The organism is Faecalimonas sp. (assembly GCA_029264305.1).
In the GTDB taxonomy this organism is placed as follows: domain Bacteria; phylum Bacillota; class Clostridia; order Lachnospirales; family Lachnospiraceae; genus Faecalimonas.
Window position 1 is genome coordinate 1 of sequence record JARICA010000021.1, and the last position, 20,339, is coordinate 20,339.

Consider the following 20,339-nt stretch of genomic DNA (forward strand, 5'->3'; position numbering starts at 1 on the left):
TTTGGACAAGTTTAAAGAAGATGCAGTTCAATATAGAAACGATGATCCTGAATTGACACTACACAAGACGTCTGAAAATATTGGGATTAGTGAATCAGTAGTGAAAAATTGGCTGAAATCATCAAAGGAACAGAAAGGAATTGCCAGTGAAACGTCAGGTTTCTGTCAGTGGGATGTTGCGCAAATTGTCTGTTTCACGTTCTGGTTGCAATGCATGGAAAACACATACTCCTTCTGAGAACGAAATTCGTCGAGGTGTACTCAAAAAAGAAATTTTGGATATTTGAAAAACTTAAGGAAGAAGGAAAAACTGTATTATATGGAGGGGAAACTGATTACAATACCATCTTTGCACGAGATATGGTAGAACAGTTTGAGAATGGAAAGTTCTATTGTGGTGTGAAATATATGGGTATGGCACATATACAAATATGAAAAAACTGTGGCAAATTACTATGTGCACGATTCTGGAATAATACAGAATAGAGAAGTTGTGGAAATGATTGTAAGTGATGACGCAAAGGTTGTTGACTATTTGGAGATTTTTACAGAGTATGAAAAAAATAGGAATATATAAAATTATTGGAGAAAAACCAGAATCATGTGATAATATTGAAGCGAGGTAAAGTCATTGTAAAGGAGTAGATTGGGATGACACTAAGCGAAGTAAGATGGAGTCAATTTGCAGGAAGATTATTGGGATATATTTCAGAAGGACGTAATAGATTGATTCAGACTGATTATGAAATTGATTTAGATATGTCTGATTTGGACATTCTCCATGAATTATGGAATGTTACCAGTGTTGAGCAATTATCACCGGAATTACAACGGGTTGCTAGAGAATATATGGAATGGGAAAAAAGACAAAAATTCTGATTGTGTGAGATGGTATTTAAGTAAGAAAGATGATGAGAAAAGTTATGAAAAGCAGTTCATTGAACCTATAGAGGAAAGAGTCGGGATAGACAAATTGCCAGCGATAGTTTTACTGGCTGATGAGGCAGTGTATATGAACCACACAGGAATAATTAATGTTGAGAAAGTAGTAGGTTGGATGAAAAATATAGAGATGTAGATACCACAGGTCAAAAAGGTCTGTGGTATTTTTATAGATGCTACATATGGTTTGGTGGAGAATGGTGCATTAAATAAGGAGATAGAAAAGGATTATAAGCGATTAACAGGCATTTCCCAAAAGTATGCAAAAGTTATTGAGGATATGTTATACTTAGAATATCCGGAAGCGTTCGAAAACGGAAGAAGAGGTATTAAACTAAAGAATGAGTACCGTGGTATATCTGATATTCTGAACGGAATGTCAAAAGGAGAAATACGTTTGGGTTATAGGCATGAAGATTCCTATTGGAAAAAGGAAAAAGTATTGGAACGAGAAACTTGGGTTCAATATGGAAGAATGTTATTTCAAAATGACAAGAAAGTCACGGAAATGGCAGAAACCCTCTTTCCTGAAACTACAAGAGAAGTATTCAGGATATTAAAGGAGATGATAAAATAATGTGGTATGGACGCATGACATCTGAATTAGAAGAATTGTATGACAAATATTATAACATGTTTAAAGGTGACCCTGACGAATACATAGACCTTGAATATGGGGAAGATGATTATGATGATTATGTAAGTGATATAAAGAAATCTTTAGAATTAAAAAAAGAGCTACCTGAATTATATGATTAAATACCACTGGGAAATAGTAGTTAATAGTATTGTTATATTCATTTTAGGAAGGGGTAAAGGAGATGCTTCCAAAGAAAGTAAGAGTATTGTTTAAAGAATATACAATAAAAGAATAGATAAAAGCAACATGTATATATGAAATTGTATATGCGTCAGATGATTGATTAGAAAAAAATAAAAAAGTTGAACACGTTGTTTTTGACAATTTTGTCATAACGTGTTCAACTTTTTTGTTTTAAACTAAAAGATGATAAATCTTTATGAAACAACCAATAATTGAATAAGTAAAAGCGACAGGGAAGAATGCTTAATCAAATAGCAAATGAATTGACGATGTAATATGTAAGAAAAGCTTGGTAGTAAACATAAGGATATTAAAAAACTATGTTTTATCTGTCAATTAATCCATCTAGATATGCTTGAAACAATTCCTTCTTCCTAGAATTTAAGTTTCTATACTTGTTGATAAGTTCATCTTCCTCTGGAGAAAGTGATGTATCGTTTAAAGGGTACGATTGAAAATCAAAAAATTCAGGAAGGGTAATATTCAAACCTTTACACAATTTTTCTATCGTTGCAACGGTAGGGCAGGTACGTCTATGCATAATATTATTGAGACTTGAATAAGGCATTTCCGAATTTTTAGCAAGACGATATAAACTAAGATGCTTTTTTTTAGAAAGTTCTTCGATACGTTCAAATACTTTGTCTTCTACCATTGATAGTCCTCGCTTTCGTTATATTATGTTTAGTATACCTAAAATGAGAAATAAAGATTAGTATTAACAATGGGTTACAACTTGACAAACATATCAATATGGAGTTATATTTATAAAAGAATATAATACTATGGAGGAAAGAGTAATGAGAAAGAAAAAAATGTGGAAACAAGTAATAGGTGCTTCGGTATGTTTGATGATGGTGCTTGTTTCGCCAAATGTACAAGCTGCAAATAATAATGTAGCATCTATGAAAAAAGTTGAAGAGGCATCTGTAAAACCGTCAGTTAAATGTAACCAAAAAGTATTTAATGGTAAAGATGATATTACATTTTATTTCAATCTAGGAAGTGGTAAAGATAAAGCAAGTGAGATTAAAATTGTTGACCTTTGGGTAGCATCAAACCCTTATGATGATACATCTGAGTTGGAAGAAGGCTTAGAGATAGAACCGAGTGAAGTAAAAATTGATTATGCTAAGGGAACTGTAACAATTAAAGCAGACTTACTTATTGATTTATTAGAAAATGCACAAGGGTATAGTGATGGAGTAAGATTTGGCTTAGGTTTAACATTTAATAATACAAAGAGTATTTTAGGTGGAGAACTTGTTGTAAACACAAAGGAAAAACCAGAGGTTCCATGGACTGACTTAACACCAGCAAAACCAATCGAGAAACCAGGTATGCCATGGACAGACTTGACACCTGCAAAACCTATTGAGAAACCAGGTATGCCATGGACTGACTTAACACCAGCAAAACCTATTGAGAAGCCAGAGATTCCATGGACAGACTTAACACCTGCAAAACCTATTGAAAATAATCATAGCACAGAACAGGTAAAACCAAATACAACTGTAAGTAAAGATAATATTTCTGTTGCAGATGGGAATGTAAGTACAGCTCCAAAAACAAGTGATACATCAAATGTAGTAGGATTAACAAGTGTCGGTCTTGGGGCGTTCGGATTAGCAGTAGCAGAATTGCTTAGAAGACTTAGAAAATAATTTGTTTGTAGTCAATTAAAGGAGTGAGATTTTTAAGATTCTCACTCCTTTGTTGTTTTTTGGTAGATTTTATTGTTGATTCTGATATTCATAGATAAAAAAATTCATTTTCGCTTTTTTGCCATTTATATTAAATGTAAATTCTTTGGCATTTTTTCTAACCATTCCTTGATGTTCGTAAAAACCATAATTACAACTAGTATCAGTAAACAAATAAAAAGTATCGATTTCTTCTTCTTTCATATAATTCAGAGCAGACTCAAATAATGTTTTTCCTATGCCTTTTCCCCGATAAGATGGTTCTATAGCAAATAAAGTAAGTTCTGCTGGATATTCTTTTTCACATTCTTTTAAAAGTTGTTTATCCATATCGTCTATGTGTTCAAAAATTTCAGATGCTTTTCGACCTTCTTTTGAAAAAAAGAGAGAGATCATTGCTCGAATAAATTGAAATTTTATGCCTATCGGGCATTTGTGTTTTATTTTGTTGTTTGCGAGTATAATTCCAATAGGTTCGCCCTGATCAAGAGCTACACGAGAAAATGTATGATTTGTTAGACAACTATATAAAAATACTTTTGATAGTTTCTGAGCTGTTTTGGGACTACAGAAGTCGTCATAACACCATGTTTTCCTAATGAGATTTTTTAATGTTTTAAAATCTTCTTTTTGATAGTTTCGAAATGTGATTTCCATGTCTACTTCTCCTTGTTACGCATGTTTATATTTTATATAATAAACTATACAGTAACTGTAAAGTCAATGATGAAAGGAAAAGAATATGAAATACAATTCTATAAAATTGACAATAGCTCAATTTGCCAAGTTACACAATGTTAATAAAAGAACTTTGCACTATTATGATGAGATTGGACTATTTTCACCTGTTACAAAAGGAGAAAATGGTTATAGGTATTACGATTTATCACAAAGTCTTGATTTTGAATATATTCGTATGTTAAAAGAATTGCACATGAGTATTGAGGAAATTCAACAATATATTAATCATCCAACACCTGAAAAATTTTTATCTATTGCAGATGCTAAAGAGGTTGAAATAGATCGAGAAATCAAAAAACTTATATATATGAAAAAGGCGATTCAAATGAAGAAAAAGCAAATAGAAATAACTACTAATTTACAAGAAAAAACAATAGAAATCGTAGAGTGTGAAGAAGAAAAATTAAGTTTTTTACCATATGATTTTTGCGATGATACTATTTTTACTGCTTTTTCTTATATAAAGAATGTTTGGGGAGTAGAACAAATTCGAATGGGGGTCGGTGCGATGATTTCGGTCGAAAAAATCTTAGCGGATGATTTTTCAAAGTATGATGGGATTTATACAGCTGCATCACATAATATATTGACAAAACATACTTTTTATAGACCAAAAGGAAAATATATTTGTTGCTATCATAAAGGAGAGTGGAATACACTGCCCAAAACATATCGAAAAATGATTTCCTATGCCAACAAAAAAAGACTTAAATTAACGGGGTATGCTTATGAAATGGGGATGAATGAATTTGCTATTGCAAAAGAAGAAGAGTATATTACAAAAATTATGATGAAAGTAGAAGAAGTTTCTTGATTATATCCATGTAAATAGCAACAAAATACAGATAAAAATTGAACAAAATACATATATAGATTTTTAGAAGCAAGAAAAAATACATCAAAAGTAATAAATTCATCTTGTTTTAATGCGGCAAGAGTGGTAAAATATAACAAAATGCGATTTCTGTATAGCAGATATAGAAGGAAATGAATGGAGGAAAAATTATGAAAAGAAAGCAAGTAATCGGTTTACTATTAGCAGTAACCCTTGCAAGTTCAAGTGTTTTTTCGGGGATAGCAACAATTGATGTTTCTGCAAAAACAACAGACGGTGTAACAGCAGAAGATTTATCAGACCACAAAATAAAGGAGCCAGAAAAAGATAAAGTCGTACCAAGTGAAAATCAGTATAAATATCAGAAAGATGAATTAGCTGCATTTTGCCATTTTGGTATGAACACATACACAGGAAGTGAATGGGGAAATGGAAAGGAAAAACCAGAACAATTTGCGTTGACAAATGATTTTGATGCAGAAACATTGGTCAAAACACTCCATGAAGCAGGATTTAAAAAGTTAATTGTAACAGCAAAACATCATGATGGATTTTGTATTTGGCCAAGTAAGTATACGAAACATGATTCAGAGACAGCAGGATATAAAGGTGATGTTTTAGCAGAATTATCAGCAGCTTGTACAAAATATAATATGGATATGGGACTTTATCTTTCGCCATGGGATGTAAATGCAAAAAGTTATGGATATTATGATAAAGATGGAAAGGCCCTCTGTGATAATAAGGGGAATCCTTTAAATAATAAAACGTGGAAAGAAGTAGAAGAACTGGATGTTGATGACTATAATGATTACTATAATAATCAATTAGAAGAAATTTTAGGTGATAAGAAATACGGAAATGATGGTCATTTTGTAGAAGTTTGGATGGATGGAGCTAAAGGCTCAGGTTCTGCTGTACAAAACTATGATTTCAAAAGATGGTTTGATACAATTCAAAAATATGAAGGAAAGAAAGACGGAAAATATAAAGATGATTGTATGTTGTTTGGGGCAGAGGCATATACAACAGTTCGTTGGATTGGAAACGAAAATGGTTTTGCAGATACAGAAACATGGTCGAAATCAAATGTAAATAAGGAGAAGAATACAATCGATAGTAATACACAAAATGGTTATACAAAAGGATTTGCGAATGGAAATCAATGGACAGTGCCGGAAGCAGATGCGCGTATTACATCAGGTTGGTTCTGGGGAGAAGGGAAAAAGACTCCAAAAGATATGAAAGCGTTATCTGAAATGTATTTCCGCTCTGTAGGACATAATGCACCATTATTATTAAATGTTCCACCAAACAAAGAGGGAAAAGTGGATCCAGCTATTTTAAATCGAGTAACTGAATTTGGAAAAGGGATAAAGGATACATTTAAAAATAATTTAGCAAAAGATGGGAAAGTAGCAGCAAGTAGTGTACGTGGAAATGATAAGAAATTTTCTCCACAGAATGTATTAGACGGAAAAGATGATACATATTGGACTGTTGATGATAATGCAAAAACAGGTACACTTACGATTGATTTAAATGGAGTTAAAACATTTGATGTTGTTTCTATTGAAGAGTCTATTGAATTTGGACAAAGAATCGGCTCATATAAAGTAGAATATGAAACAGAAAAAGGCGAATGGAAAACATTTGAGGAAGGAAAAACAATTGGAGCAAAACGTCTTTGTAGAAAAGCAGCTGTAAAAGGAAAGAAAGTTCGCATTACAGTTACAGCGGATGAGAAAGCAGAACACAAAGTCCCAATGCTAAGTGAAATTGGTGTATACAAAGCAACGGATGATATGGCATTAGGAAATGGTATTCCAGCAGGGTTAACAGTGACTGATGATAGAAATTTCAAAGCAACAGGTTGGACACAGGAATCAGGAGAACAGTTTGTTGAAGGTACAGGAATGTGGTGTGGACCTAATAAAGAGGCAACAGTTGAATTTCAAGGAACAAAGGCATGGCTTGTAGGAACTGTTGATCCAAATCATGGACCTGCAGATATTTATATTGATGATAAAAAAGTAGCTACAATTAATACAAAAGGAACGACAAGAAAATTAGGACAAAGAATTTTTGAATCGGATACTTTAGAAGATAAAAAGCATACTTTAAAAATTGTAAATACTGGAACAGGAAATCAAGCAATAGGAGTTGATGCATTACTTTCATTAAATAATGGTGGAAAAGGGATGTTAGATATTGAATATCCTTCTTACCGTGTAAACGAAGATAGCAAAGTGCCAATCAAAGTTAAACGTGTCGGTGGAACAAAAGGAGAAACAAAAGTAACATTCCAGGTAAATCCAGGTAGTGCATGGCAGGATCACTTCAATGCAGATGGAAATATGGAATTGACATTGAAGGATGGACAGGAAGAAGCAGAAGCATATGTAACAACAAAACGTGTTCCAGCTAAAACAGGAGATTTGTCATTTACAGCAGAATTGGTGAATCCAACAAATCAGGTTATTACAGGATTTAATACACCAACACGAATCACAATCTCAGATTCTGAAGAATTTGATAAGTCTGCATTAGAAAAGAAATTAAATGATGTAAAGAAAGCAAACTACAAAGAAGAGGAGTATTCAGCAGCAAGTTATAAAGCATTGCAGGATGCAATCCAGTTTGCTGAAAAAGTATTGAAGAAAGCAAAACCTTCAGCACAGGATTGTGCGGAAGCAGTTGGAAAATTGGATGCAGCAGTAAGAAGTCTTGCAAAGAGAGCAACTTATACGGCACAAGATCCTTATCAATTACCAAAGAGAAAAGGAAACAAAAAGAACTTAGAGGCAGAACATTTCATTTTGGATAAAGGAACATCTGCAGAAAATAAATATGTTCGTATTCAAGAAGATAAAGATGCAAGTAATGGAGCAAAAATAGGTTGGTTTGAACAAGGAAATAAAATTAAACTTCCATTCTATGCAGCAAAAGAAGGCACATATACATTTAAAGCAAGAATACAAAGCGGAAGAAGAGCAGATAATCCAAATGCTTTAAACTGGTCAGGAACAAATGTAGAATCAGGAAAGATTGATGTTCACAATGATGGAAAAGATAGTCAATATAAAGAAGTGGAATTTGATGTAAAAGTAACGAAAGCAGGAGCAGGTGAACTTGTTTTCACAGCAGATCAAAAAGCTTCACCAAACATTGATAAATTTGAAGTAACAGCAAAAGAAGTTGCTATGGGTAAATTTGATATCACTGCTTCAGCAGGAGAAAATGGAGCAATTTCACCAGCAGGAAAAGTGGAAGTAAATGAGGGTGAAAATAAAGAATTTACAATGCAACCAAAAGAAGGATACATGGTAAAAGATGTATTGGTAGATAATGTATCAGTAGGTAATGTGTTGAAATATACATTTACAGATGTAGATGCCGCTCATACAATTAAAGTAGAATTTGAAAAAGAAAAAATCACAGCAGATAATCGATTTGACTTCCCAACAACAGGAGAGAAGAGATTAGAGGCAGAAAGATTTGAGTTACACAATACAGGAGAACCAGAAGATTGGAAGTTGGAAATCAAAGCTGCCGACTGGGCAAGTAATGGAAAATTTGTTAATTCTTTAAATAAGGGTGATCAAATTAAATTATACTACAATGCAGAAAAAGCAGGGGATTACGCAGTGATCGTTACTTATCGAAGCGGTTCGGCAGAAAATGGATTCTCTTGGAGTGAAAAAGATGGAAAAATTGAAGCAGGAACAGCAACGGTAGGAGCTACAGATGGTGCAAAAGAAACACATCAAAAAGAAATTTTATTTAAAGTAAAAACTGCAGGAGCAGGTGTGTTAACAATTACTGGTGGAGAAAAAGGTGCACCACAAATTGATAAGTTTGATATTGTTAGTCCTGAACTAGTTACAGTTGAATTAGAAAAAGCAATTACAGATGGAAATAAAGTTGTTCTTGATGAATATAAAGATGGAGCGACAAAAGATGCATTTGTAAAAGCATTAAAAGATGCAAAAGATATTTTAGCGAAAGCAAAAGAAGGAAAAAGTACACAACAAGAAATTGATACAGCAGCAAAAGCACTAAAAGATGCACAAGGAAAATTAGAGGATAAAGATCAAGCTCCAACAATAGATAAGACGGCATTGAAAAACGCCATCGACAGAGCAAACGGAATTGATTTGAAAAAATATCAAGATGGTGTTGAAAAAGATGCATTTGCAAAAGCGTTAGACAAAGCAAAAGCAGTTTATGCAAATGCACAAGCAACAGAACAAGAAATTGCGGAAGCAACTTTGGAATTAAATACGTCGATTGGAAAACTGAAACTAATTGAAACATCTGAAGGTGGAAATAGCGAAAATAGCGGAAATAATGGAAATGGAAATAACCAGACTCCATCAGGAGATTCTACTCAAAAACCATCTGTACAAAAACCATCTGCCCCTGTAAAAACAGGAGATACAGCAGAACCAGTTGGTTACATGGTAGGAATTACAGCAGGACTTGCAGCTGTTGTAGCAATCCTTAGAAAAAGAAAATAAAACAAAGAAGGAAAAAGGCAGAGATTTTCTGTCTTTTTTCTATTTTAGTTGAATAATCATTTATAGGTATGCTATACTCATACAGAGGTGAAAATATGCTGAAGAAAAGAGAATTTCTGAAAGAATACAATATCACAGAAGAAGAATTTTGTGAGGCAGAAATAGAATGGAATGAGTTAGAAGCCATTTATGATCACTACAAAGAGATTGAAGATAAATTGAGAAAAATTGGTAAAGAATTTGTCAATGATTATTTGTATGATATAGAAAGAGCAGGAATACACTCCTATCGTTATCGAACGAAAGCAGCAGGGCACTTGATTGAGAAAATTATCCGCAAAAGAAGAGAAGCGAAAGAAAAATACGCTGGCATTAATCGGGATAATTATTATAAATATAATACAGATTTAATTGGAATTCGTGTGCTTTTTTTATATCGTGAAGATTGGATTCACTTTCATAAGTATATTACAACTGTTTTTGAAAACGATCCCAGTAAATATGTGGTAGATCGATTAAATGACTTTGATGAGGATACGACACATAATTATATCGCAGAGCGTCCCAAAGTGTATAAGCGCTCGGGAGATAGCCGTATATACGATGAAAATTTGATTGAAATCAAAGCAGGTGGAATATACCGTTCTCTACATTATATTATTAAATATAAAGGATATTATGTGGAGATTCAGGGAAGAACACTTTTTGAAGAAGGTTGGAGTGAAGTGGATCACGACATTGTTTATCCATATTTCCAAGATGACGCAATGTTAAAAGACTTTTCTACATTATTAAATCGTTTATCAGGAATGGCAGATGAAATGAGTTCTTATTTTCGAAGAATGAAAATGGAAAAAGAAGCCGAAAGGTTTCTAAAAGAAGAATAAAACAATGCTTATATATGTCCATAATTGGTTGGATGTCTCTACAAACTACCGTAATAGTTTACTATAAGCCTTGCTAAAGGCAGAAGACTATCTATCGGTAGTTTTTTGCTGTTTAAAAAGAAAAATGGAGGAATATATGAGTACATTTGTTTTAAAAGGAAATATTTGTTTTAGTAAAAATCAGACAAAGCTTACAATGAAAGAAAATGCATATCTTGTCTGTGAAGAGGGAATTTGTAAAGGAGTATACGAAGAACTACCAGAAAAATATAAAAGTTTACCATGTCATGATTATGGAGAGAAACTTATTATTCCGGGATTAATAGATTTACATGTTCATGCACCTCAATATACATTTCGTGGACTTGCAATGGATTTGGAGTTAATTGATTGGTTAAATACACATACATTTAAAGAAGAAGCAAAGTATGCAAATTTAGATTATGCTGAGCAAGCATATGAAATTTTTGTAGATGATTTAATGAAGAGTGCTACAACACGAGCATGTATTTTTGGAACTATTCATAATGAAGCCACATTAAAATTAATGGAAATGCTTGAAGATAGAGGGTTTAAAGGTTATGTTGGAAAAGTAAATATGGATAGAAATAGTCCAGAAGAATTGTGTGAAGAAAGTGATAGTGCGTCAGCAGAAAAGACAATAGAATGGATAGAAGAAGCAAAAAATCGATTCCATAAAATCAAACCAATTTTAACACCACGATTTATTCCTACATGTTCAGATGAATTGATGAAAAAGTTAGAAAGTATACAGGAAAAATATCATTTACCAGTACAATCTCATTTATCAGAGAATATAGGAGAAATTGAGTGGGTGCAAGAACTTTGTCCAAACACAAAATTTTATGGTGAAGCGTACAATCAATTTGGAATGTTTGGAAATAAATATCCTGCGATTATGGCACACTGTGTCCATAGCACAGAAGAAGAATTAGAATTAATGGAAAAACAAAATGTGTTTATTGCCCATTGTCCACAATCTAATACAAACCTTTCGTCAGGTGTTGCTCCAATACGAAAATATTTAGATAAAGGAATAAAAATAGGATTAGGAAGCGATGTTGCAGGAGGATTTGATTTATCAATTTTCAGAGCAATGGCAGATGCACTTCAGGTATCAAAATTGAGATGGAGATTATTGGATACAAATCTTACTCCATTAAAGCTAGAAGAAGCGTTCTACTTAGCAACAAAAGGAGGGGGACAATTCTTTGGAAAAGTTGGAAGTTTTGAAGAGGGATATGAATTTGATGCAGTGGTATTGGATGATTCTTTCTTTAGAACGATGAGAAAATTAAATGTAAAAGAAAGACTAGAACGCTTGATATATTTAGCAAATGATGCATGCATAGTTGATAAATATATTGCAGGTGAAAATGTGAAATAAGTGTGAAAAGGGACGTAGCATTTTTAAGTTTTGCTACGTCCCTTTTTACTATTCAGTTACAAAAATGAATTTAACTTCTCCGTCCATTTCATCAGAAATACCTGAGAAATTCTTATAATTTTTAGAACTGTCTAATATTGTATTTACTTTATCTAAAAGACCATCAATATCACCGTCAAATACATTGACAAGTTTTTCGATACCTTCTTTGTTGAATTTAATCATACCTTCGTTTAATGTAGTAGCACCTGCATCGAGTTTCTTTACGCCATCGATTAAGGCACTAGAACCTTGGTTTAATGTGTGTAATCCAGTGACAAGTGCGTTTGCACCAGTATCTAATTGGCTTGCACCAGCTGAAAGTTGTACAGTACCTTTATGCAATTCTTTTGCACCAGAATTAGCAAGGATCATTTTTTCATTTAATGTGGCAGCACCTGTATTTACTTTAGAAGCACCAGTAGCAAGTTGATTTAATCCATTAGCTAAACCGTTTTTTCCACCAATTCCTTCGCGAAGTTGTGAAGTACCATTCTTAAGCGAAGAAACGCCACCATTGATCTGTGCGATTAATCCGGATTTAGAATCTGTGACTTTTATATTTAACACTTTCGCACCTTGTGCTAATTGAGCACTTCCAACATTGATTTTAGCCATATTACCAGCTACCTTATCTGTGATTGCGCTAGTTGTTTTAGCTCCGATTACAACTTGTTGTAGGAGTTGTTGTGTATTTGCAATTGCTTTATTTTGTGCAGAATGTTGTACACCAATTTGTTTATCTAACTGTATAGCAGCAGCTTGACGTGCTTGTTTATCTTTTTCTAAAGAGGCAATATTTGCACGAATAGATGCTTTTGCGTCTTCCGGAATATCATCTCGATTCAATAAACTAGTTAAAGAAGCAATTGCTTTATCTGTTTCACCATTACCTTTTGCAACTGTTTCACCTGATATAGATGGTGCAGAAGAAGGTTTCATACTTTTTGCAAGTGCCTCTGCTGCATCAGCAGTATCCTTTGCAATTTTATTTAAACTTTTTCCACCTGTTTCAGCAGTACCTTTGTTTATCACATCATTTACAGCTGAAATACTTGCATTTAAACCTGGTTGAGAAGATGTGATCGGACTATTTAATCCTGCATCTAATTTTTGGACACCCTGTGCTAATTCTTTCATGCCTGGAGTTAATTTTTCTTGCATAGAAGAAACACCTTTGTCTAACTGCACAGCACCTGGAACTAATACGGAAGATGTTTTTGAAGATGCAGAAGCAAGACCTTCATTTACTTGAGAAGCACCTGCTTTCAAAGAATTTGTTCCGGATTGTAATTGAGTTGTGCCACTTGCAAGAGTTTGACTTCCGTTAACTAATGCTTTACTACCAGTTACAAGAGAAGAAGTTCCTTTCTTTAAAGTATCTCCTCCGTTTACTAATTTATGAATACCATCTGTTAGTGTGGCAGAAGACGAAAGGAGAGTATCCAGTCCTTTTTTTAATTCTCCTGAACCATTTACTAACTTATTAGCTGAATCTTGAAGTGTTTTCATAGAATTTTTTAATTCTGAAAGACTATCAAATTTGTCTGTTTCTAAATCGTTAAAGATATCATTAGTTGCAATTGTCATTCCTTCAGATAATTCATATTCTTTTACATCTGCCTCTACTTCAAAGTAATCAGGAATGTTAAGTTCTTTTACATCTAATTTTTCATTTAAGGAAGGAAGTCCCATACCTAAAATAACATCACGATCACCATCGGACATTAATTTTGCATTTGTTAATTTTACATTAGAAATTTTATTTGTGTCAAAAACCAATCCTGTTACCATTACAAATGGTACATATTCAGTGCTAGAAGCTGTTTTATTTATATATTGATAACGCATAACTAAATGTCCAGATTTTCCTTTTAATTCTTTTGCGTTAATTTCCTTTCCATCTAACACATAAGTGATTTTAATTCCAACAGGAAGAGATTGTGTTGTTGTACCTTGATAACAAATATCTTCTTTGTTTGTGTCCCAAATAAGAGAATTTTGTGTCTTTGAAAATTTTTCTTCTCCTTTTACATTCTCAATATTACTTAGAATAGAGTTATCTTTTAGTTTGTTTATGTGATCTAGATTTTTTAATTGGTCTGATACAGTAATAGAAGAGATATTTCCATTTCCATCAACTTTTGCATATACAGTTTCAGATTTAAAAGGCTTTACTTCAGTGCTATTTGTATTAGATGTTTTTTCAGAAGTTGTAGTCTCTATCGTAGTAGCTTTCTTATTATCTTTTGCATAGGAAGGAGAAACCATTCCTAAACTTCCTAAAACTAAAGCAGTAGAAGTAGCGATTGCTACAAGCGTTTTATAATCTCTATTTTTCATGTTTATTACCTCCTATAAAATTAAGCATTTGCTGAAGCATTCTTTTTTGCTTCTATTTTTTTCAAATTCATTTCTTTAGTAGTTGCACAAATTAATTTATCAAATACCATTAATGCAGATGGTAAAATAAATATTACGGTAATCATACTTATAATTGCACCACGTGCCATTAATGAACAAAGTGCAGAAATCATATCTATGTCTGAGTATAATCCAACACCAAATGTTGCTGCAAAGAATCCAAGTCCAGAAACAATGACAGAACTAATTGAAGAAGAAAGAGCAATATAAATTGCTTCCTTTTTAACTTTTCCTTTACAACGTTCTTTTTTATATCTTGTTGTCATTAAAATAGCATAGTCAACAGTTGCCCCTAATTGTATTGTACCGATAACAATAGATGCGATAAATGGCATTTTTGTTCCAGTAAAGTAAGGTATTCCTAAGTTAATAAAAATAGCAAATTCAATAACTGCTACAAGAATAACTGGTAATGAAACAGATTTGAATACAAATGCAATAATGATGAAAATAGCAATAATTGAAATGGCACTTACTACTTTAAAGTCTTTATCTGTAATTGTAATTAAATCTTTTGTACATGGAGCTTCTCCAATTAACATTGCAGAACGATCATGTTTTTTGATGATTTTATTTAATTCAGTACACTGTTTGTTGACTTCATTAGTTGCGGCTTTATACTCAGATTGAATTAAAATAAGTTGCCAATCTCCTTGTTTCAATTTATCTGTTAATTCAGATGGAACAATGTCACGTGGAACAGCTGCTCCAAGCAAGCTATCTAATCCCAATGCAAATTTTACACCTTTTACATCTGACATTTCGTTTAACATTTCTTTAGCTTCTTTTGCAGGAAGATCCGCATCTGCTAATACCATGTGAGTAGCGTTCATATCAAAAGTCTTTGATAGTTTTTCATTTGATTTAATGCTATCTAAATATTTAGGAAGAGTAGCATCTAAGTTGTAGTAAACTTCGGCTTTTGTATATCCCCAAATAGCAGGAATTAATAAAACAAGAAAGACAACGACAAATGTCTTGTAGTGATTTATAACAAAATGTGAAGTTTTTTCCATTTTCGGTATAAGTGATCGGTGTGAAGTCTTTTCAATTTGTTTGTCGAAAATCAAAATGAATGATGGAAGAATAGTTACACAACCAATTACACCAAGAACAACACCTTTTGCCATGACAATACCTAAATCTTTACCGAGAGTAAAACTCATAAAGCAAAGAGCGATAAATCCAGCAACGGTTGTTACAGAACTACCAAGTACAGATGAAAATGTGTTTGAAATGGCATGCGCCATAGCACGTTCTTTATCATTTGGAAAACGTTCTTGATTTTCTTGATAACTGTGCCACAAGAAAATGGAATAATCCATTGTAACACCAAGTTGTAAAACAGCGCTAAGTGCTTTGGTAATATAAGAAATTTCTCCTAAGAAATAGTTGGTTCCCATATTATACATGATTGCCATTCCGATACTTAGCATAAAGAAAATCGGAAGAATCCAGCAGTTTGTACATAGAGCTAAAACGATAGAAGTAAGAACTGCTGCAATTAGCACGTACATAGGTGTTTCTTTTTCAGATATTGCTTTAATATCAGTTACAACAGAAGACATACTACTTAAGTAACATTGTTTGTTTGTGACTTTTCGAATTTGTGTAATAGCGTCCATTGTTGCATCTGCAGATGTCGTATCGTTGAAGAAAATAGCCATTAAAGTAGCATCATCTTTTTGAAAAACATCTTTGATTTTATTTGGAAGAGCATTGATAGGAATAGATAAGTCTGCAAGTGAGTCATACCAAATAACATCAGCTACTCCGTCCACTTTTTCTATTTTCTTTTTCACATCAGTAACTTCTTTTGTACTCATGCCTTCCACAACTTCTAGAGCGAAAGCGCCTTTTCCAAAATCGTTCATTAAAATGTCTTGCCCTTTCATAGTATCTATATTATCAGGAAGATAATATAGAATGTCGTAATTGACTCTGGTCTTAAAGTATCCTAAAGCAGAAGGGATTAGAAGTAAAAAACCTAAGATTAAAATGAGAACTCGGAATTTTACTATTTTTTTTCCTACTTTAACCATGAATAATTCCTCCTTTTAATAAACATGACTATTAGTCACTTTTTGAATATATGCAGTATACTGCAAAAATGACTATAAGTCAATAATTTTTCAACAAAAAGTTGACTATTGGTCATTTTGAAACTATAATGAATAGAAACAACGGATAAAGAGGGAGATAGAAATGGGAAAAGTTGAAGAAAACAAACAACAGAAAGAGGAAGCCCTATTTGAAAGTGCGTATGATTTGTTTATGACAAAAGGCATTGCAAAAACATCTATACATGATATTGTACAAAATGCAGGAGTGGCCAAAGGAACCTTTTATTTGTATTTTAAAGATAAGTATGAAATAAGGGATAGACTGATTGCAAAAACAGCTAGTAGGCTATTTCATTCGGCAAATAGAGAACTTGAAAAGGCACAGATTCCAAAGTTTGAAGATAAAATTATTTTCATTGTAGATTTTGTATTAGATGAGATGCAAAAAAAGAAGGCAGTACTGCAGTTTGTATCTAAAAATTTAAGTTGGGGTATTTTTAGACAAGCAATAGAAAGCAAAGAGGAAAATACAGAAGTAAAGAAGTTGTTTTATAAATTATTAGAAGACGAGCCAGATGTTAAATTGCGAGCACCGGAAACGATGTTATTTCTTATTATAGAGTTAGCTAGTTCAACTTCGTATAGTACGATATTAGAGAATGATCCAATTAGTTATGAAGAACTAAAACCGTATCTTAATGAAAGTATAAGAGCGATTATACGGAATCATATGTGTTAATTTGAGTAAAGGAGACTTCATTATGTGAAGTCTCCTTATATATTTATCTTATGTTATCCTCTATAGCGATTAAAGCAGGCATAAATTTCTTGTGGTCGAGGAAGGGCAAGTCCTAATGAAATATAAGAAGAATCAAAAACAAAAGATAATCCATTTTCTTTTATTTGTGCAGTAAGTTTAGTAACAATTTCTTGAAGAGTTAAATTGTTTTCACCATAATGTGAAATTACATATTTTAATAAATAAGCAAGGCAGGCTGTTTGTTCGGAATCGATAAGTTGTTCAACATATCGTAAATCAACAGTTTGTCTATCAATTTGGAAAGAGTCTTTTCCATGAAACTTTAATTTGATCCGATCATTCGGATGATGGCTTTGTTTTCGGGAAAAAATAGTTCTTTGGAAATCGGGTATTTTATAATTTGGTGCAAAAAGAGAAGGTGCAGTTGTTTTTTTGCATCTTTCCTTTACTGTTTCAGTGATTTCTTTTGTTACATAACAATCCATTTGTAAAATCGTGTCAGCTGCATAAAAGTAGGAACCAGAACTTCCAGCGACAAGAATAGTGGAAATCTTGGACTGTTTATATAAATCGGTTACACGTTCTAAAAATGGTGTAATAGGTTCTTTTTCTCTAGTTACAATACTTTGCATTAATTCATCACGGACCATAAAGTTTGTGGCAGAAGTATCTTCATCAATTAAGAAAAGTTTACTTTCGGTTTCAATGGCTTCAATAACATTAGCTGCTTGAGAAGTACTTCCACTTGCGTTTTCTGTAGAAAAAGAACGAGTATCTTTTTTGTTTGGAAGATCATTGATAAAAAGAGAAATATCAGTATTTTTTATACATCGCCCATCTTCTGCACGAAGTTTTATGGCTGTGTTATTTGTGATGACATATTCTCTCCCGTCTCCTTTGATGTGATTGTACACACCTGCTTCGATCGCATTTAACAATGTAGATTTCCCATGATAACCTCCTCCTACAATGAGAGTTATTCCTTCTTTTATTCCCATTCCTTGTATTTTTCTTTGTCGAGGAAGTAGAAGTTCGACAAGCATAGAATGAGGGGATTGAAAAGGAATAGCATTTCTCATTGGTTTGTCAGAAATTCCAGATTCTCTGGGAAGAATAGAACCGTTTGCGATAAAGCAAACCAACTGTTTTTCTTTTAGTTGTTTGCGAATAGCAGTTTGATCTTCTGCAAGATAAATAACAGATGCGACATGATCTGCATTTAGATTTTTATAATAAAAAACAGATTCTACACATTTTGGAAGAAATTGAAAAAGAATTTTTTCTAATTCAGTTGCATTTATTGTTCTTCCGTTAGCAGGAAATCCAATTTCAAGTCGAACAATAATTTCTGTTTCGGTAAATTCGCAAGCAGTTCGTTCTAAAACTTTTTGCCCACACTGACTTGTGGCTAAAAGACCACTTTTTCCAGAACCTTTTGCTTTGAAACTAAATAAGGAAAGTTTTTCTGAAAAAAGACGTAAAAGATAATCTTGCAATGCAATTCGTTTATCATAACGATCAAAATATATTGAAGGAAATTGTGCTAATTTGTGTGGAATATGAATACTAACGGATGATGGAGAAGCAAAAGGATCTCCTTGTACATGATCAATGGATAAATGATAGTTCTTGAATGTATAATTTCCTTTTAATGATTTGTAGGCTGGATAACTTTTGCGATGAATCGATTGTAACTGTTTTTGTAATCTGTACATAGATTAAACTCCTTTATAATATGAAATTTATTTATGTATAGTATAAAGAAAAAGGTAGAAGAAAACAAGAGATGCTTATTTGACAGTTGATAAGAATATGCGTATTATATAAAGCAATAAATGAAAATTGTTGAAGAGGAGTTTGGAGATGGATTTTGTTCCCATTCAGAGTTTGTATACTTCGGATAATATGAATAACTGTATATGTAGTTTTGAAGTAGAAGTTTTTGAAGACGCTACAGAACCTTTAATACATCCAATGTCGAGATTGTGGTTGGTAAATGAAGGAATAGGAAAGATTCTAATAAATAATAAAGAATATATTGTAACAAAAGGAAGTCTTGTGTCTATACTTCCTTGGCAGATTACGGAAATTGTGGAAGTAAAAAAAACATTACAATTTTATGTGCTCCAATATCATTTTGAACAAGTTAACCAATTAGTTAAGACGTTGTTTAATCCGGATAAAGTACAATTAGCTTTTGTGCAAAAACTTAAGAATGAGCCGGTAATTACATTTGGAGAAGATAAATATGAGGAACTACAAAATGTGTTTCATCAAATACAAAATGAAATTAGACATGTGAATGAAGAAAAAAGTGACCAAGGAGAATGTATCATTAGTAATGTATATATTGCGAATAAGTTAACTGAGATTTTGATTTCTTTTATTCGAAGAAACAGAGAAGTAACGAAAGAAAAACGGGTTGATGTAAGCGAAATCTTGCAATTTATGTATACACACTTAAATGAAAAACTTACAATTTCTATACTTTCACAAAAATTTTATATGAGCGAGTCTGCAATTCGATCTTATATTAAAAGTACAACCGGATTATCTTTTTTTGATTTGTTAAATGAAATGAGAGTAGGAAAAATGATTAACTATTTACTTTATACAAATTTAACGGTAGAAGAATTGTCAGAAATTCTAGGGTTTACAGATGATTCACATATGTGTAAAGTTTTTAAAACACGAATGGGAATTAAGATAAATGAATTTCGTAATATATATCAGATTGTTGGTGAGCGATGCCATATCGCAGACAAAAAGGAATTTTATGAAATTATAGAGTATATTTACAGAAATCATACCGAGGATTTACAATTACAAGAAATTAGCAATCAGTTTCAAATGTCACCTAAAGATCTGAATAAAGTATTGCTTTATAAAGTAGAAATGAGTTTTAATGAATTTTTGAATTTTGTTCGTGTTAATCATGCTGCACAGTTATTGCTTAATAGCAATAAAAATATGCTGACAATCGCATTAGAGGTTGGATATAAGACAGAAAAGACATTGTCTCGAAATTTTCTTCAAATAAAGGGACGAACTGCAAGCGACTTCAGAAGAAAAGTAACATTTAAAAGATAACGTAAAATACAGAAATAATGTAATAAAATGTCGGATATATATATTACATATATGTTAAAATATTGTCATGATTATTTATAGATGTATAAATAGTATATAGAATT

Annotated in this window: 16 protein-coding genes, 1 pseudogene and 1 riboswitch; of the genes and pseudogenes, 12 read left to right on the forward strand and 5 right to left on the reverse strand. The window is 32.5% G+C overall.

The annotated features are described in order from the left end of the window. The 5 genes and pseudogenes from ACY2U7_RS07525 to ACY2U7_RS07545 form a co-directional block, all read left to right on the forward strand. Window positions 1–238 (forward strand): annotated as a pseudogene (locus ACY2U7_RS07525) (hypothetical protein); the annotation flags it as partial. Window positions 239–651: 413 nt separating this feature from the next. Then, complete coding sequence (locus ACY2U7_RS07530) at window positions 652–879, forward strand: hypothetical protein (RefSeq protein ID WP_461816153.1); 228 nt, start codon at window positions 652–654, stop codon at window positions 877–879. 4 nt (window positions 880–883) lie between these two features. Next, window positions 884–1,078, forward strand: a complete 195-nt coding sequence (locus tag ACY2U7_RS07535) for a hypothetical protein (RefSeq protein ID WP_461868117.1) — start codon at window positions 884–886, stop codon at window positions 1,076–1,078. Between the two features lie 54 nt (window positions 1,079–1,132). Further along, entirely contained in the window at window positions 1,133–1,519 is a 387-nt protein-coding gene (locus ACY2U7_RS07540; RefSeq protein WP_461816155.1) for a hypothetical protein, read from the forward strand. Beyond that, complete coding sequence (locus tag ACY2U7_RS07545; RefSeq protein WP_461816156.1) at window positions 1,519–1,701, forward strand: hypothetical protein; 183 nt, start codon at window positions 1,519–1,521, stop codon at window positions 1,699–1,701. Before ACY2U7_RS07540 ends, ACY2U7_RS07545 begins: the two co-directional genes overlap by 1 nt. A gap of 389 nt (window positions 1,702–2,090) precedes the next feature. Here the strand turns inward: ACY2U7_RS07545 and ACY2U7_RS07550 are convergent, their stop codons facing one another. Continuing rightward, window positions 2,091–2,420 (reverse strand): helix-turn-helix domain-containing protein, encoded by a 330-nt coding sequence (locus ACY2U7_RS07550; RefSeq protein ID WP_461816157.1) that lies wholly within the window; start codon window positions 2,418–2,420, stop codon window positions 2,091–2,093. Between the two features lie 145 nt (window positions 2,421–2,565). Between ACY2U7_RS07550 and ACY2U7_RS07555 the strand changes: the two genes are divergently transcribed. Then, the gene (locus ACY2U7_RS07555) at window positions 2,566–3,429 is read left to right on the forward strand and encodes a hypothetical protein (RefSeq protein WP_461816158.1); all 864 of its coding nucleotides are present in this window, start codon (window positions 2,566–2,568) and stop codon (window positions 3,427–3,429) included. Between the two features lie 69 nt (window positions 3,430–3,498). Here the strand turns inward: ACY2U7_RS07555 and ACY2U7_RS07560 are convergent, their stop codons facing one another. After that, window positions 3,499–4,125 (reverse strand): GNAT family N-acetyltransferase, encoded by a 627-nt coding sequence (locus ACY2U7_RS07560; RefSeq protein WP_461816159.1) that lies wholly within the window; start codon window positions 4,123–4,125, stop codon window positions 3,499–3,501. Between the two features lie 85 nt (window positions 4,126–4,210). On the opposite strand from ACY2U7_RS07560, the gene ACY2U7_RS07565 reads away from it, so the two are divergent. From ACY2U7_RS07565 to ACY2U7_RS07580, 4 genes are all read left to right on the forward strand, one after another. Continuing rightward, the gene (locus tag ACY2U7_RS07565; RefSeq protein ID WP_461811728.1) at window positions 4,211–5,023 is read left to right on the forward strand and encodes a MerR family transcriptional regulator; all 813 of its coding nucleotides are present in this window, start codon (window positions 4,211–4,213) and stop codon (window positions 5,021–5,023) included. A gap of 191 nt (window positions 5,024–5,214) precedes the next feature. After that, window positions 5,215–9,564, forward strand: a complete 4,350-nt coding sequence (locus ACY2U7_RS07570) for an alpha-L-fucosidase (RefSeq protein WP_461816160.1) — start codon at window positions 5,215–5,217, stop codon at window positions 9,562–9,564. A gap of 95 nt (window positions 9,565–9,659) precedes the next feature. Beyond that, window positions 9,660–10,451, forward strand: coding sequence for a RelA/SpoT-related domain-containing protein (locus tag ACY2U7_RS07575; protein ID WP_461813001.1), 792 nt, complete (start codon window positions 9,660–9,662; stop codon window positions 10,449–10,451). Further along, window positions 10,440–10,535: riboswitch (purine riboswitch) on the forward strand. (Overlaps the previous gene by 12 nt.) A gap of 52 nt (window positions 10,536–10,587) precedes the next feature. Then, window positions 10,588–11,859: an amidohydrolase family protein gene (locus ACY2U7_RS07580; RefSeq protein WP_461816161.1), complete on the forward strand. Its 1,272-nt coding sequence runs from the start codon at window positions 10,588–10,590 to the stop codon at window positions 11,857–11,859. Window positions 11,860–11,907: 48 nt separating this feature from the next. Here ACY2U7_RS07580 and ACY2U7_RS07585 read toward each other — a convergent pair whose 3' ends face one another. Both ACY2U7_RS07585 and ACY2U7_RS07590 read right to left on the reverse strand, forming a co-directional pair. Further along, the gene (locus ACY2U7_RS07585; protein WP_461816162.1) at window positions 11,908–14,241 is read right to left on the reverse strand and encodes a hypothetical protein; all 2,334 of its coding nucleotides are present in this window, start codon (window positions 14,239–14,241) and stop codon (window positions 11,908–11,910) included. Window positions 14,242–14,261: 20 nt separating this feature from the next. Next, window positions 14,262–16,364: an efflux RND transporter permease subunit gene (locus ACY2U7_RS07590; protein WP_461816163.1), complete on the reverse strand. Its 2,103-nt coding sequence runs from the start codon at window positions 16,362–16,364 to the stop codon at window positions 14,262–14,264. Between the two features lie 163 nt (window positions 16,365–16,527). On the opposite strand from ACY2U7_RS07590, the gene ACY2U7_RS07595 reads away from it, so the two are divergent. Continuing rightward, window positions 16,528–17,124 (forward strand): TetR/AcrR family transcriptional regulator, encoded by a 597-nt coding sequence (locus ACY2U7_RS07595; protein WP_461816164.1) that lies wholly within the window; start codon window positions 16,528–16,530, stop codon window positions 17,122–17,124. A gap of 53 nt (window positions 17,125–17,177) precedes the next feature. On the opposite strand, the gene ACY2U7_RS07600 is transcribed toward ACY2U7_RS07595, so the two are convergent. Further along, complete coding sequence (locus tag ACY2U7_RS07600; protein ID WP_461816165.1) at window positions 17,178–18,860, reverse strand: ABC-ATPase domain-containing protein; 1,683 nt, start codon at window positions 18,858–18,860, stop codon at window positions 17,178–17,180. Window positions 18,861–19,008: 148 nt separating this feature from the next. Between ACY2U7_RS07600 and ACY2U7_RS07605 the strand changes: the two genes are divergently transcribed. After that, window positions 19,009–20,235: an AraC family transcriptional regulator gene (locus ACY2U7_RS07605; protein WP_461816166.1), complete on the forward strand. Its 1,227-nt coding sequence runs from the start codon at window positions 19,009–19,011 to the stop codon at window positions 20,233–20,235. Window positions 20,236–20,339 lie beyond the last annotated feature (104 nt).

Excerpts from the sequence above, each read along its gene's own strand:
- ACY2U7_RS07530 (WP_461816153.1), top strand. The coding sequence starts at position 652 with ATGACACTAAGCGAAGTAAGATGGAGTCAATTTGCAGGAAGATTATTG.
- ACY2U7_RS07545 (WP_461816156.1), top strand. The coding sequence starts at position 1,519 with ATGTGGTATGGACGCATGACATCTGAATTAGAAGAATTGTATGACAAA.
- ACY2U7_RS07550 (WP_461816157.1), bottom strand. The coding sequence starts at position 2,420 with ATGGTAGAAGACAAAGTATTTGAACGTATCGAAGAACTTTCTAAAAAA.
- ACY2U7_RS07555 (WP_461816158.1), top strand. The coding sequence starts at position 2,566 with ATGAGAAAGAAAAAAATGTGGAAACAAGTAATAGGTGCTTCGGTATGT.
- ACY2U7_RS07560 (WP_461816159.1), bottom strand. The coding sequence starts at position 4,125 with ATGGAAATCACATTTCGAAACTATCAAAAAGAAGATTTTAAAACATTA.
- ACY2U7_RS07565 (WP_461811728.1), top strand. The coding sequence starts at position 4,211 with ATGAAATACAATTCTATAAAATTGACAATAGCTCAATTTGCCAAGTTA.
- ACY2U7_RS07570 (WP_461816160.1), top strand. The coding sequence starts at position 5,215 with ATGAAAAGAAAGCAAGTAATCGGTTTACTATTAGCAGTAACCCTTGCA.
- ACY2U7_RS07575 (WP_461813001.1), top strand. The coding sequence starts at position 9,660 with ATGCTGAAGAAAAGAGAATTTCTGAAAGAATACAATATCACAGAAGAA.
- ACY2U7_RS07580 (WP_461816161.1), top strand. The coding sequence starts at position 10,588 with ATGAGTACATTTGTTTTAAAAGGAAATATTTGTTTTAGTAAAAATCAG.
- ACY2U7_RS07585 (WP_461816162.1), bottom strand. The coding sequence starts at position 14,241 with ATGAAAAATAGAGATTATAAAACGCTTGTAGCAATCGCTACTTCTACT.
- ACY2U7_RS07590 (WP_461816163.1), bottom strand. The coding sequence starts at position 16,364 with ATGGTTAAAGTAGGAAAAAAAATAGTAAAATTCCGAGTTCTCATTTTA.
- ACY2U7_RS07595 (WP_461816164.1), top strand. The coding sequence starts at position 16,528 with ATGGGAAAAGTTGAAGAAAACAAACAACAGAAAGAGGAAGCCCTATTT.
- ACY2U7_RS07600 (WP_461816165.1), bottom strand. The coding sequence starts at position 18,860 with ATGTACAGATTACAAAAACAGTTACAATCGATTCATCGCAAAAGTTAT.
- ACY2U7_RS07605 (WP_461816166.1), top strand. The coding sequence starts at position 19,009 with ATGGATTTTGTTCCCATTCAGAGTTTGTATACTTCGGATAATATGAAT.